Source organism: Citrobacter sp. Cpo012 (assembly GCF_030333015.1).
GTDB classification, from domain to species: domain Bacteria; phylum Pseudomonadota; class Gammaproteobacteria; order Enterobacterales; family Enterobacteriaceae; genus Citrobacter; species Citrobacter portucalensis.
The window spans coordinates 672,976-686,143 of sequence record NZ_JAOWGR010000043.1 but is presented as its reverse complement, the minus strand read 5'-3'; the positions used below and the strand labels follow the sequence as shown (position 1 = coordinate 686,143).

Below are 13,168 nucleotides of genomic sequence, written 5' to 3'. Positions count from 1 at the left end.
TATGACGACCCGTACCCCCGCATCTTACCGCCTGACGTTGACCGTTGGGCTTTGCTTTTTAGTTGCCCTGATGGAAGGGCTGGATTTACAGGCCGCCGGTATCGCTGCCGTCGGTATCGCCCACGCGTTTGCGCTGGATAAAATGCAGATGGGCTGGATCTTCAGTGCGGGCATTCTCGGGCTGCTGCCCGGCGCGCTGGTGGGTGGCATGCTGGCTGACCGCTATGGCCGCAAGCGCATTCTCATTGCCTCTGTGGCGCTGTTCGGCCTGTTCTCGCTGGCGACGGCGATTTCCTGGGATTTCTCATCGCTGGTGTTTGCCCGTCTGATGACCGGTGTCGGGCTGGGCGCGGCGTTGCCGAATCTGATCGCGCTGACTTCCGAGGCGGCGGGCCCGCGTTTTCGCGGTACGGCGGTGAGTCTGATGTACTGCGGTGTGCCGATCGGCGCGGCGCTGGCGGCGGCGCTTGGGTTTAGCGGCCTGGCCTCCGCCTGGCAAACTGTGTTCTGGGTTGGCGGGGTGATCCCGCTGCTGCTGGTGCCGCTGTTGATGCGCTGGCTGCCGGAATCACAGGTTTATACCCAACAAACGCAAGTGGCCGCCGCACCGCTGCGTGCCCTGTTTGCGCCAGCGACGGCGAGTGCCACGCTGCTGCTGTGGTTGTGCTATTTCTTCACCCTGCTGGTGGTGTATATGCTGATCAACTGGCTGCCGATGCTGCTGGTGGAGCAGGGCTTTCGGCCATCGCAGGCGGCAGGCGTAATGTTTGCTCTGCAAATTGGCGCGGCCAGCGGCACGTTAATTCTCGGGGCGTTAATGGATAAACTGCGCCCGGTGGTGATGTCGCTGCTGATCTACACCGGGATGTTGGCTTCACTGCTGGCGCTGGGTACGGTGTCGTCATTGAGCGGCATGCTAATGGCGGGATTTGTGGCGGGGATGTTCGCCACCGGCGGGCAAAGCGTGTTGTATGCGCTGGCGCCGCTGTTTTACAGCACGCAGATCCGCGCCACAGGCGTGGGAACCGCCGTCGCAGTCGGGCGTCTGGGGGCGATGAGCGGCCCGCTGCTGGCAGGGAAAATGTTAGCGCTCGGTACCGGAACGGTAGGGGTGATGGCGGCTTCTGCGCCGGGCATTTTGCTGGCAGGCCTGGCGGTATTTATTCTGATGAGCCGCAAATCACAGATGCCGATCCCAGCCAGCGGTGCTTAAGCACTCATCCGGTTGTGGGAGTGGGGAGATTTGATTCCCACTTCCGGGTGAACGCCGTCAGTCAACTGTGTTGCCAAAGTTTAGATAAAACATGGCAACGGAGGCGTTATGAGCTGGCGGCCCTTTTTGTATCTGATTATTAATCCCCACCCGCTATTAAGCGCCCGGCGCGGGCATCTGCGTCTGGTGCAGGGTTGACTTTGCATTCTGTTAACAAACGCGGTATAACAAACCTTCTTTGGATGTTTAGATGTCCATACGTTTAGAAGGTTATATGCAAACAACACAACAAAATGCGCCACTGAAGCGCACAATGAAAACGCGTCACCTGATTATGCTTTCCCTGGGCGGCGTGATTGGCACAGGATTATTCTTCAATACCGGGTACATCATCTCCACCACCGGAGCGGCGGGAACGCTGCTGGCCTATCTGATTGGTGCGCTGGTGGTCTGGCTGGTTATGCAGTGTCTGGGCGAGCTGTCGGTCGCGATGCCGGAGACCGGGGCGTTTCACGTTTATGCCGCGCGCTATCTTGGCCCGGCAACGGGGTATACCGTGGCCTGGCTCTACTGGCTGACCTGGACCGTGGCGCTGGGTTCGAGTTTTACCGCCGCCGGATTCTGTATGCAGTACTGGTTTCCACAGGTTCCGGTATGGGTCTGGTGCGTGGTGTTCTGCGCGATTATTTTTGGCCTGAATGTTATCTCTACGCGCTTTTTTGCCGAAGGGGAGTTCTGGTTCTCGCTGGTCAAAGTGGTCACTATCATCGCTTTTATCATCCTCGGCGGGGCGGCGATTTTCGGCTTTATTCCTATGCAGGATGGCTCGCCCGCGCCGGGGCTGAGTAATATCACGGCGGAAGGCTGGTTCCCGCACGGTGGCTTACCGATTCTGATGACTATGGTGGCAGTGAACTTTGCTTTTTCGGGTACCGAGCTTATCGGCATTGCTGCCGGTGAAACGGAAAACCCGCGCAAAGTTATCCCGGTAGCGATTCGTACTACCATCGCGCGACTGATTATTTTCTTTATCGGCACCGTGTTTGTGCTGGCGGCGCTGATCCCGATGCAGCAGGCGGGCGTGGAGAAAAGCCCGTTTGTGCTGGTGTTTGAGAAAGTAGGGATCCCGTACGCCGCTGATATTTTTAACTTCGTGATCCTGACGGCTATTCTTTCTGCAGCGAACTCCGGGTTATATGCCTCCGGGCGCATGCTGTGGTCGTTGTCGAATGAACGTACGCTACCGGCCTGTTTTGCGCGAGTAACGAAAAACGGCGTGCCACTGACGGCGCTGTCGGTCAGTATGCTCGGTGGTGTGCTGGCGCTGTTTTCCAGCGTGGTGGCCCCGGACACGGTATTTGTTGCGCTGTCGGCAATCTCCGGGTTTGCGGTGGTAGCGGTGTGGCTGAGTATCTGCGCCTCGCATTTTGTTTTTCGTCGCCGTCATCTGCAACAAGGTAAGGCATTGAGTGAATTACATTATCGCGCGCCGTGGTATCCGCTGGTGCCAGTATTAGGTTTTGTGCTGTGCCTGGTGGCCTGTGTAGGGCTGGCATTCGATCCAGCGCAGAGAATTGCGTTGTGGTGCGGGTTACCGTTTGTTGCGTTGTGCTATGGTGCTTATTTCCTTACTCAACCCCGAAACGCAAAACAGGAGCCAGAACATGTCGCAGAATAATCCGTTACGCGCTCTCCTTGATAAACAGGATATCCTGCTGCTGGATGGCGCGATGGCGACGGAGCTGGAAGCGCGAGGGTGTAACTTAGCCGACAGCCTGTGGTCAGCCAAAGTGCTGGTAGAAAACCCGGAGCTTATCCGCGAAGTGCATCTTGATTACTACCGGGCGGGGGCGCAATGCGCGATCACTGCCAGCTATCAGGCGACGCCGGCGGGCTTCGCCGCGCGAGGTCTGGATGAATCGCAGTCGAAAGCGCTGATTGGCAAAAGCGTGGAGCTGGCGCGTAAAGCCCGTGAAGCGTATCTGGCAGAGAACCCGCAGGCGGGAACGCTTCTGGTGGCGGGATCCGTCGGGCCTTACGGCGCGTATCTGGCGGATGGCTCTGAATACCGTGGCGATTATCATTGTAGCGTTGAGGCATTTCAGGCGTTTCATCGCCCGCGCGTGGAAGCCTTGCTGGATGCCGGGGCCGATCTGCTGGCCTGTGAAACCCTGCCGAATTTTGCCGAGATTGAGGCGTTGGCTGAGCTGTTGACCGCATATCCGCGTGCGCGGGCGTGGTTCTCATTTACCCTGCGCGACAGAGAGCACCTGAGCGACGGTACGCCGCTGCGTGACGTGGTTGCGTTGCTGGCGGGTTATCCGCAGGTGGTGGCGCTAGGCATTAACTGTATTGCACTGGAAAACACCACCGCTGCGTTGCAGCATTTACACGGTTTAACGGCGCTGCCGCTTGTGGTGTATCCGAACTCGGGCGAGCATTACGATGCCGTGAGCAAAACCTGGCATCATCACGGTGAACATTGCGCGCAGCTGGCGGATTATCTGCCGCAGTGGCAGGCCGCTGGCGCACGGTTAATTGGCGGGTGCTGTCGCACCACGCCTGCGGATATTGCCGCGCTAAAAGCGCGAAGCTGAGGGTTTTATCGGGTCTACATCGTTCATTGTAGGCCTGATAAGCGCAGCGCATCAGGCATTGCCGGATGGCGGCGCAAGCGCCTTATCCGGCCTACATCGTTCATTGTAGGCTTGATAAGCGCAGCGCATCAGGCATTGCCGGATGGCGGCGCAAGCGCCTTATCCGGCCTACATCGTTCATTGTAGGCCTGATAAGCGCAGCGCATCAGGCATTGCCGGATGGCGGCACAAGCGCCTTATCCGGCCTACAAAGCCACAAAACGTTATGCCGCATCCGCCAGAACAAACATGCCGTACGGATGGATTTCAAGATAATACTGCTCGCCGACGTCCGGTTGCAGACGCGTAGCGTTGACCTGCAATAAAATCTCCTGCCCGTGCCATTCCACCGTCACTTCATACTGCGGCCCCATATAGGCGACATGGCGGATCACGCAGCGCTGGCTCTCCTCGCCGCGATCGCTGAGCGTGATCGCTTCCGGGCGCACACCGACCATCCCTTCACCCTGTGTAGCAAAGTGCAGCGGGCGCGGCAGATGATAGCCGTAGATATCAACGTATCCGTCGCTGAAGGTTGCCGGGAACAGGTTGGCATCGCCCATAAAGCTCGCCATAAAGCGGGAGGCGGGCTGGCGGTAAAGATCCTGCGGTGAGCCGATCTGCATGATGTGTCCCTTGTTCATCACCAGCACGGTATCGGAAACCGCAAAGGCTTCGCTCTGATCGTGGGTGACGTACAGCGAGGTGATATCAAACTGCTTTTGCAGCTCGCGGATCTTGTCGCGCATGCTGCGACGCAGGTTGGCGTCGAGGTTACTCAACGGCTCATCAAACAGCAGCACTTTCGGCTTGAGGATCAGCGCGCGGGCCAGCGCCACGCGCTGCTGCTGACCGCCGGAGATCTGGTCGACAAAGCGGTCTTCGAATCCTTCCAGATCCACCATCGCCAGCGCCTCTTTGACGCGGGCTTTCAGCTCTGCGCGCGGTACACCGAGCATTTTCAGGCCATAACCGACATTCTCTCCCAGCGACATATGCGGGAACAGGGCATAGGACTGAAACACCATGCAGATATCGCGCTGCTGAATAGAGCGATGGGTGACGTCTTCGCCATCAATGAAAATTTGCCCTTCGCTCGGTTTTTCCAGCCCGGCAACCAGGCGCAAAATAGTGGTTTTGCCGCAGCCGGATGGTCCGAGCAGCGTCACCATTTGCCCCTGCGGGATGGTGAGGTTGATATTGTCGATTACCGTATTACTGCCAAATCGTTTAGTGACGTTGCGCAGTTCAACGAAATTTTTCTGAGTCATAGTGCGCTCCATTACGCCTGGTTTTTGGCTTTTGAACGGGAGGTACGTGATTCACCGATCAGCCAGTCAAAGATGAAAATAATCGCCAGCATCACCACGATCAGAATGGAACCGTAGGCAATCGCTACACCGTATTCGCCATCTTCCACGCGGTTCAGGATGTAGGCCGTCGCTACGCGGGTATCCGGCGTGACGAGGAACACGATGGCGCTGACGGTGGTAATGGCGCGCACAAAGCTGTAAATCAGCGCCGAGAGGATCGCCGGGCGCAGCAGCGGCAGCAGGATGTGCGTAATAGTACGCAGAGAACCGGCGCGCAGGCTGAGTGAGGCTTCATCCAGTGATTTATCGATTTGGCCCAAGCCCGCGATGCCTGCGCGGATACCGACCGGGACGTTACGCATCACCATCGAGATAATCACGATGGCGGCGGTGCCGGTGAGATACACCGGGGCGCTGTTAAATGCCAGAATGTACGATACGCCCGCGACGGTGCCCGGAACGGCAAAGCACAGCATGGTGGTGAACTCGATGGTCTTCTTGCCTTTAAACTGCTGGCGCACCACGATCCATGCGATCAGCAGGCCGAAGATCGCGGTGATCGGCGCGGCAATCCCGGCGTAGAGCAGGGTGTCGAGCAGTGAAGGCCACGCGCCGTCGCTCATCCCCTGACCGAACAGTTTGGTAAAGTTCGCCAGCGTCAGGGTGTAGTCCACGCCCCAGTTGACGGTGAAACTGCCGTAGAAAATGCTGCCGTAGAGCAGGGCGTTAAAGGCAATCCACACTGCCAGCAGCGCGACCACACTCCATACCAGCGTTACCGGCAACGGCTGTACGTCGCCCCGGTAGGATTTGCCGGAAACGGTGACGTATGAGCGTTTACCAATCCACATATACTGCACGCAGAACACCAGCAGCGAAAACAGCAGCAGGAAGGCACCCAGCGTACTGGCGGCCTGGTAGTCAAGCTGCGAACCGGTGATGTAGAAGTAGATTTGCGTTGCCAGCACGTCGAAGTTACCGCCGAGCACCAGCGGGTTACTAAAGTCAGCCAGCGACTGCACGACCACAATCAAAAAGGCGTTAGCCAGTGCGGGTTTCAGCAGCGGGACAAACACGCCGTTAAAGGTCTGCCAGCGGCTGGCACGCAGGGTGTATGACGCTTCTTCCAGCGACGGATGAATGGTTTTGATTGCTCCGTCGAGGATCATAAACGCCATCGGCGTAAAGGCCAGAACCTGCGCCAGCCAGATGCCGGTAAAGCCATACAGCCAGTTGGTGTTGGTTAAACCAAACCATTCGACCATAAACTCGGTGATGTAACCGGAGCGTCCCATCATCAGCGTGACGCCTAAACCGACGACAAACGGCGGAGTGACGATCGGCAAAATCGAGAAGATACGTCCGATTATGGCGCTACGTCTGGCGATACGGGTGGTGTAGATAGCCAGTACCAGACCAAAGAAGGTACAGCCGACGCCGACGGCAATCGACAGCATAATTGAGTTGAGGATCACCTGAATAATATGTGCCTGCGACAGCACATTCATAAACGCCAACGGGGCAAATTCCCCGGCGTCGTTGGTGAACATCGGAATGAAAATGGCGATACTCGGCCAGACGATAAAAATACCGATCAGCGCGACAATCGCGGTAAGCGAGCCGATGACGAAACGGTCACCGCCCAGCCATTCGAGGCGGGTGAGCGCCAGGGTCATGATTGCGCCAAGCGCCACAAACAGCACGATGGTGGCATAGCCTAAGCCGCGCCCCTCAAGGGTGGCGCTGGCGACAATAAAGGCCATACAGAAAAATGCCCAACCCGCGTCAAGATAATGGCGGCTGCGCTGTTCGCGCCTGGCTTCATGGAATGGGCGCACCAGCAGCAGGCTTGGCAGCAGATACCACAGCCAACTGATATTGAACTGCGACCAGCCGTAGGCGGCGAGTATTTCTTCCCGCGTTGACTCCAGCAGACCGTAGTCCAGGCTCCAGCTAGGCAGCAGGGCAAACGCCAGCCAGCCGAGCAAAACCCAAAGAAATATCGCATCCCGTTTTTTCACGGGATGGAGTGCAAGTGTGTGTGACATAGCGTTTCCGGTAATGTAGGCCGGGTAAGGCGTTTACGCCGTACCCGGCAAATGAACGCAACGTGGGCTTATTTACCCATCTTAACTTCGCTAACCCACTTATTGATCAACGCCTTACGTACGTCAGTCGAGCCGTACTTATCCATGTCGTAATTGATAAGCTTCAGGTCGTCGAGCTTCAGCGAGTTAGGGGAGGTCTCGGCGGTGGTGTTGGTCAGGATCTGATAGGATTTCCCTTTCTTCCACGCCAGCTCTTGCGCGTCTTTCGACAGCACCCAGTCAACGAACAGTTTGGCGTTGTCGATGTTGCGCGCACCTTTCAGGATGCTGACGCCGCCGATTTCATAACCGGTGCCTTCGCATGGAGAAATCAGCTCCAGCGGTGCGCCCTGTTCTTTTTCCAGCGAATAGTCGTGCAGGAAGCCAATGCCGATAGCCGTTTCGCCGCGGGCGGCGTTACGCGCCGGGGCAATGCCGGATTTGGTGTATTGAGAGACGTTGGCGTTTAGCTGTTTCAGGTAATCAAAGGCCTGATCTTCACCCCACAGTTGAGCAAAGGTCGCCAGCGCGGTGTAGGCGGTACCGGAGCTTTGCGGGTCAGCAATCTGGATTTCGCCCTTGTATTCCGGTTTGGTCAGATCCTTCCAGCATTTTGGCACCGGCAGGTTTTTCTCTTTCAGGCGCTGGGTATTAACGCCAAAGCCCAGAATACCGACGTAAACCGCCGAAGAGAGATTACCTTTGACCTTCGCGGGATCGCGGAATTTCTCCATGATCTGTTCGAGGTTTGGTGATTTATACGGCTGCAGCAGACCCATTTCACCGGCCTGGGATTGCGGATCCAGCGTACCGCCGTACCACACATCCGCCTGCGGGTTTTTCTTCTCTGCATCCACTTTCGCCAGCGTACTGCCAGAGCCGTTGCGAATGAATGAGGTTTTCACATCATATTTTTCACCGAAGGCTTTGGTTTCGGTTTCGCACATCTCGTTGGTGGCGCTGCAATACACCACCAGACGGCCCTGCGCCTGGGCTGCGTTGCTGAAGGCTGCCAGCGTCAGAGCGGAAGCGATCAGGGTAGAGGTAAGCGTCAGTTTCATTGTTTTATCCTTTGACTGAGAGAAGGGGTAATGCCCGCAATGAGCAACGGCATCAGCAATAAACCCATAAAGACAGCGGCAACCGAGAGCAAACTGAACATTCCCGACCAGCCGTAATGTTCTATGACCAACGACAGCGGCCAACCCGCCAGCGCGGCCCCCAGATAGGCGAACAGCCCGAGAAAACCGGTAATTGAACCTGCCGCCGCTTTGTGTCCGCATTCAACGGCTGCGAGGCCAATTAGCATCTGTGGGCCAAACACAAAAAAGCCCACGGTAAAGAAACACACTGCCAGTAACGCGTAGTGGTGCACTGGTGCCAGCCACAGTGCGGCGACGGAAACCATCAGCCCCAGCGTGAACAGCAAAATCATCGGCGCACGCTGACCGCTGAACAGCAGATCCGATCCCCATCCGGCAAACAGCGCCCCCAGCAAACCGCCAACTTCGAATAGCATCACCGTGGCATTAGCGCTGAGCAGATTCACACCGTGGCTTTCCGTCAGCCAGATGTTGCCCCAGTCGTTCAGCGCAATGCGGATCAAATAGACCAATACATACGACACGCCGAGCAGCCAGATCATCGGGTTTTTCAGCATGGTAGTGCGCAACATTTGCCACAGCCCCATCGGCGGGCTTTGCTGCTCCTGACGTAGCTCCAGCGGGTCATGCCGCCATTCCCCAACCGTGGGTAACCCTTCTTCCTGGGGCGTGCCTTTCAATTGCAGGGTGAGCCAGATTCCCAGTGCCATACTGATTATCCCCGGTGCCAGCATGGCCGCCTGCCAGCCCCACCAGTGGGCGGCAAAAGCGCTAATTAGTGGGATAATGGCGCCACCGATGTTGATCGACATATTCCAGCAGCCCCACCAGAAGCCACGTTCATTGCGCGAGTACCAATGGGTTAGTAGTCGGGCACAGGGCGGCCAGCCCCAGCCCTGAAAAAATCCGTTCAGCGTCCAGACCACCAGCAGCAGCGTCAGCGATTCACCAAAGGCGAACAGCACGTTTAAAACGCCGGTAGCAAACAGACCAATACCCATAAACGCACGTTGTCCGTGGCTGTCGTGCCACAGCCCGGCGGTGAATTTCGACAGACCATAGGTCAGATAAAACAGTGACCCAAGCAGGCCGATATCGCCTTTATCCAGACCCAGATCCGTTTGCAGCGCCGGGAGGACAAGGTTAACGCTTTTGCGCGTCAGATAAAACGCGGCGTAACCAATTACCATACACATCAGCAGCCGGGGGCGTAGCGCCCGGTATTGTTGGTCTGTTTCGCTGGCTGAGCGTGTATGCATGGCAGTCTCCGTTTGTGCTGACTATAGGAAAGTGAAAGCAAAAGGGGATGAGAGAAAGTCCGCAGTGACTAAGACTTTTTCCTGGTTAGCGGCTGGTTTGTTGCAAATTTGTGGGCAGGTTAACAATTACTCGCGTGCCGTTGTTTGATTCGAGCGTCAGTTCACCGCCAAGGGCGCTCACCCGCTCACGCATCCCCTGGATACCGAAACCGGGAATTTTTTCTGGCAGAATACCAACGCCGTTGTCAGCGACGTCCAGAAACAAGCAATGTTCCCGCTGGCGCAGCGTAATCGACACATCGCTGGCATCGGCATGTTTGCAGACGTTATTGAGTAACTCCTGCAACAGGCGATACAGCGTGAAGCGCACCGTTTCGTTTTCTGGCGTATTTTCTAGCTGATAATCAAAGCGGCAGCGAATACCCCGTTCAGCAAAAGCAAATTCATTCACCAGATGATGTAGTGCATCTTTAAAAGACAGTTCATCGAGCGCGGGGGGGCGCAGCTGGCGCAGCAGCTGACGGGTGGAGTGGTGAATACGCCGGGCCAGGTCGTTGATTTGATTCGCAGCCTCAAGCGTTTGCTCACGACCCGGTGCACGTTTGACCAGTTGCGACTGAATTTGAATGGCGGTGATGTTCTGACCAATTTCGTCGTGCAGTTCCCGCGCCAGGCTTTTGCGCGTGTTTTCTTCGGTGCGGATCAGCTGTTCGGTCAGCGCGCGACGCGCCGCCAGTTCGGTTTCCAGACGCTGGCGATAATGGTGCAGGTTTTGCGCCAGATGCTGCTGGCGGCTGATGGCGATCCCCAGCCCTATACCCAGCAGAGCCTGGGTGGCGAGGAAAATCTCCAGCTCCAGTAAGTTACTGAACCCGACGCCGATTTGCCGGGCGATAGTGATCATCATACTGCCGAGCAATCCTGACAACACGCCGCCCTGCCAGCCAAATTTCCACGCCATCACCACGTTTGGTAAAAACACCACGATTAGCAACAGGCGCTCGATCTCCGGCGACAGCACCATCTGAGTACCGATGCCAATAATAAAAAACAGGCTACACCAGATGATAAGCGAGGTGCGCAGCGGGGGATTGGTGGTATCCAGCCCGAGCAGATGATAGCGGTGCTGCTGGCGCAGAAATTCATAGATCAGATAAACAAACGGCGTCAGCAACACGCCGCCGGTAAACGACGCCAGGCCAATCAGCGTTGCCGGGCTCTGGATAAACGGTGAAAGCAGGGCGGTATTGAGCAATGAGGTGAGCGTTACGGCGGCCAGCAGCAGCGTTAAGCGTTGCCAGTAAAGGGGAAAGCGGTGCCAGTATGACTGGCCGATGCTCGCCGGAATCAGGCTAATTAACGGCGCAGCCAGCAGGATATAGCCATTCAGTAATTGCTCGCTGTGCAGCCAGAACAACATCAACACCGGCGGCAGTATCAGCGCGGGCCAGTAACGGCGAGAAAGCAGAATTAACAGCGCGAGATAGACGCCGTGCGGCAGAAATAGCGCCGCCTGCTGGCCGTTGTGGGTCAGGTAAAACCCCAGCGTCCACAGCATCAGCCAGCCCGATCCCCAGGACAGCAGAATAAACAGAGAAATAACCCAATGCCGAAGGCTACGCGACATTAATGCCCCGTCAATAGCTGGTGGTCGAGGGCAAAATGCACCAGATCGATGGTGCTGTGGCATTGCAGTTTGCCCAGCACGTTCGCCCGATGAACGTGCACCGTCTTGTGGCTGAGGTCGAGCTTAAAGGCGATCTCTTTTACGCTGTCGCCTTTGACCAACAGATCAAACACTTCACGCTCGCGCGGGGTCAGAACTTCCAGAACCTGCGCGGGCTGCTCGCCGCCGCGTAGCGCACGCAGCGCATCGGCACACAGGTAATGTCCGCCCAAGCCCACCGAGCGTACCGCCTGCACCAGTTCTTCCGGGCCGCAGCGTTTGGTCAGGTAACCACTGGCGCCAGCGTCCAGCGCGCTTTGCACAAACGTGGGCGAGTCATAAATGCTGAGAATAATGGCGCGAAAACCGGGCTTCTGCGCCCGCAGTCGTTTTAACAGGCTCAGGCCATTTTCATCCGGCATGGCGATATCCATTACCGCGACGCTGACATCATCATGCAGAAGTGCAGGCCAGGCCTCCGCCGCGCTGCTGTACTGACCGGTAACGTTCAGATCGTCTTCGAGACTGAGTAATTGCGCAAAGCCGGAACGCACCACCACATGGTCATCCACCAGCACAACATGAATCATGATATTGCTCTCTTGCTGACAATGGCCTCTATGATGCCTGCCAGCGCCGCGCTGGCAATCATCGTGGCGCGGATATGTAACGAATGTAACAAAATCGCAATAATTTGCCGGGTGTTGTAGCGAGTGTAGGCCTGATAAGCGCAGCGCATCAGGCATTGATTGCCGGATGGCGGCGCAAGCGCCTTATCCGGCCTACGTTCTGTAATGAGCGAAATAGCTAACTATTGCCGCTTTTTTTCTAAAAACGCTTAGTTCTTAGCCAGAATTTTTAATTCCTTTATCAAAATGTGCCGCAACGAAATACTGCCTCCATAACAAGACAGGGGAGCAGACAATCATGGCTATTTCATCGCGTAACGCACTTCTTGCCGCACTGGCATTCATCGCATTTCAGGCGCAGGCGGTGAACGTCACCGTTGCTTATCAGACCTCCGCCGAACCTGCCAAAGTGGCGCAGGCGGATAACACGTTTGCCAAAGAGAGCGGGGCGACCGTTGACTGGCGCAAATTCGACAGCGGGGCGAGCATCGTTCGTGCGCTGGCGTCCGGCGACGTGCAGATCGGTAATCTCGGCTCCAGCCCGCTGGCGGTCGCTGCCAGTCAGCAAGTGCCTATTGAGGTTTTCCTGCTGGCATCAAAGCTCGGCAATTCTGAGGCGCTGGTGGTGAAGAAAAACATCAGTAAACCGGAAGATTTGATTGGCAAACGCATTGCCGTGCCGTTTATATCCACCACCCATTACAGCCTGCTGGCGGCGTTGAAACATTGGGGGATTAAACCTGGCCAGGTGGAGATTGTGAACCTGCAACCACCAGCGATCATTGCCGCATGGCAGCGCGGAGATATTGATGGTGCGTATGTCTGGGCACCTGCGGTCAACGCGTTGGAAAAAGACGGAAAGGTGTTAACCGACTCCTCGCAGGTTGGCGAGTGGGGGGCACCGACGCTGGACGTGTGGGTGGTGCGCAAAGATTTTGCCGAGAAGCATCCTGAGGTGGTGAAAGCCTTTGCCAAAAGCGCTATCGATGCCCAGCAGCCTTATATCGCTAATCCTGATGAATGGCTGAAGCAGCCGGAGAATATCAGCAAACTGTCGCGTTTGAGCGGTGTACCGGAGGCGGATGTTCCGGGGCTGGTGAAAGGTAACACTTACCTGACACCGCAACAGCAAACCGCTGAGCTAACCGGCCCGGTGAACAAAGCGATTATCGACACCGCGCAGTTCCTTAAAGAGCAGGGCAAAGTCCCCGCTGTCGCGACGGATTACAGCCAGTACGTGACCGATCGCTTCGTGCAATAAA

The 13,168-nt window shown here is 56.7% G+C and carries 10 protein-coding genes; 4 read left to right on the top strand and 6 right to left on the bottom strand.

All coding sequences use genetic code 11. The features are described 5' to 3' along the window. Position 1: 1 nt before the first annotated feature. From mhpT to mmuM, 3 genes are all read left to right on the top strand, one after another. Entirely contained in the window at positions 2–1,213 is a 1,212-nt protein-coding gene (mhpT, locus tag OGX90_RS23035; protein ID WP_020996588.1) for a 3-(3-hydroxy-phenyl)propionate transporter MhpT, read from the top strand. A gap of 274 nt (positions 1,214–1,487) precedes the next feature. Then, the gene (mmuP, locus tag OGX90_RS23030; RefSeq protein WP_001373486.1) at positions 1,488–2,891 is read left to right on the top strand and encodes an S-methylmethionine permease; all 1,404 of its coding nucleotides are present in this window, start codon (positions 1,488–1,490) and stop codon (positions 2,889–2,891) included. Continuing rightward, the gene (gene mmuM / locus OGX90_RS23025; protein ID WP_286624759.1) at positions 2,878–3,810 is read left to right on the top strand and encodes a homocysteine S-methyltransferase; all 933 of its coding nucleotides are present in this window, start codon (positions 2,878–2,880) and stop codon (positions 3,808–3,810) included. Before mmuP ends, mmuM begins: the two co-directional genes overlap by 14 nt. A gap of 263 nt (positions 3,811–4,073) precedes the next feature. Here mmuM and fbpC read toward each other — a convergent pair whose 3' ends face one another. From fbpC to OGX90_RS22995, 6 genes are all read right to left on the bottom strand, one after another. Beyond that, positions 4,074–5,120: a ferric ABC transporter ATP-binding protein gene (gene fbpC, locus OGX90_RS23020; RefSeq protein WP_286574246.1), complete on the bottom strand. Its 1,047-nt coding sequence runs from the start codon at positions 5,118–5,120 to the stop codon at positions 4,074–4,076. A gap of 11 nt (positions 5,121–5,131) precedes the next feature. After that, a complete protein-coding gene (locus tag OGX90_RS23015; protein WP_008783887.1) occupies positions 5,132–7,210 on the bottom strand; it encodes an ABC transporter permease in 2,079 nt (692 codons plus the stop codon). Between the two features lie 68 nt (positions 7,211–7,278). Next, positions 7,279–8,310 carry an ABC transporter substrate-binding protein gene (locus OGX90_RS23010; RefSeq protein WP_057067130.1) on the bottom strand — a complete coding sequence of 344 codons (1,032 nt, stop codon included), beginning with the start codon at positions 8,308–8,310 and terminating at the stop codon, positions 7,279–7,281. Next, a complete protein-coding gene (gene uhpC / locus OGX90_RS23005) occupies positions 8,307–9,611 on the bottom strand; it encodes an MFS transporter family glucose-6-phosphate receptor UhpC (RefSeq protein WP_286624757.1) in 1,305 nt (434 codons plus the stop codon). The genes OGX90_RS23010 and uhpC overlap by 4 nt, the downstream gene beginning before the upstream one ends. Positions 9,612–9,696: 85 nt before the next feature. After that, positions 9,697–11,238 carry an MASE1 domain-containing sensor histidine kinase gene (locus tag OGX90_RS23000; RefSeq protein ID WP_286574247.1) on the bottom strand — a complete coding sequence of 514 codons (1,542 nt, stop codon included), beginning with the start codon at positions 11,236–11,238 and terminating at the stop codon, positions 9,697–9,699. Next, positions 11,238–11,867, bottom strand: coding sequence for a response regulator transcription factor (locus tag OGX90_RS22995; protein ID WP_286574248.1), 630 nt, complete (start codon positions 11,865–11,867; stop codon positions 11,238–11,240). Before OGX90_RS22995 ends, OGX90_RS23000 begins: the two co-directional genes overlap by 1 nt. Positions 11,868–12,204: 337 nt before the next feature. Between OGX90_RS22995 and tauA the strand changes: the two genes are divergently transcribed. Beyond that, the gene (tauA, locus tag OGX90_RS22990) at positions 12,205–13,167 is read left to right on the top strand and encodes a taurine ABC transporter substrate-binding protein (protein WP_003830936.1); all 963 of its coding nucleotides are present in this window, start codon (positions 12,205–12,207) and stop codon (positions 13,165–13,167) included. Position 13,168: the final 1 nt, after the last annotated feature.

Bases quoted from the DNA above. Each gene is read 5' to 3' on its own strand.
- OGX90_RS22995 (WP_286574248.1), bottom strand. From the start codon at position 11,867: ATGATTCATGTTGTGCTGGTGGATGACCATGTGGTGGTGCGTTCCGGC.
- OGX90_RS23015 (WP_008783887.1), bottom strand. From the start codon at position 7,210: ATGTCACACACACTTGCACTCCATCCCGTGAAAAAACGGGATGCGATA.
- fbpC (WP_286574246.1), bottom strand. From the start codon at position 5,120: ATGACTCAGAAAAATTTCGTTGAACTGCGCAACGTCACTAAACGATTT.
- mhpT (WP_020996588.1), top strand. From the start codon at position 2: ATGACGACCCGTACCCCCGCATCTTACCGCCTGACGTTGACCGTTGGG.
- tauA (WP_003830936.1), top strand. From the start codon at position 12,205: ATGGCTATTTCATCGCGTAACGCACTTCTTGCCGCACTGGCATTCATC.
- mmuM (WP_286624759.1), top strand. From the start codon at position 2,878: ATGTCGCAGAATAATCCGTTACGCGCTCTCCTTGATAAACAGGATATC.
- OGX90_RS23010 (WP_057067130.1), bottom strand. From the start codon at position 8,310: ATGAAACTGACGCTTACCTCTACCCTGATCGCTTCCGCTCTGACGCTG.
- OGX90_RS23000 (WP_286574247.1), bottom strand. From the start codon at position 11,238: ATGTCGCGTAGCCTTCGGCATTGGGTTATTTCTCTGTTTATTCTGCTG.
- mmuP (WP_001373486.1), top strand. From the start codon at position 1,488: ATGCAAACAACACAACAAAATGCGCCACTGAAGCGCACAATGAAAACG.
- uhpC (WP_286624757.1), bottom strand. From the start codon at position 9,611: ATGCATACACGCTCAGCCAGCGAAACAGACCAACAATACCGGGCGCTA.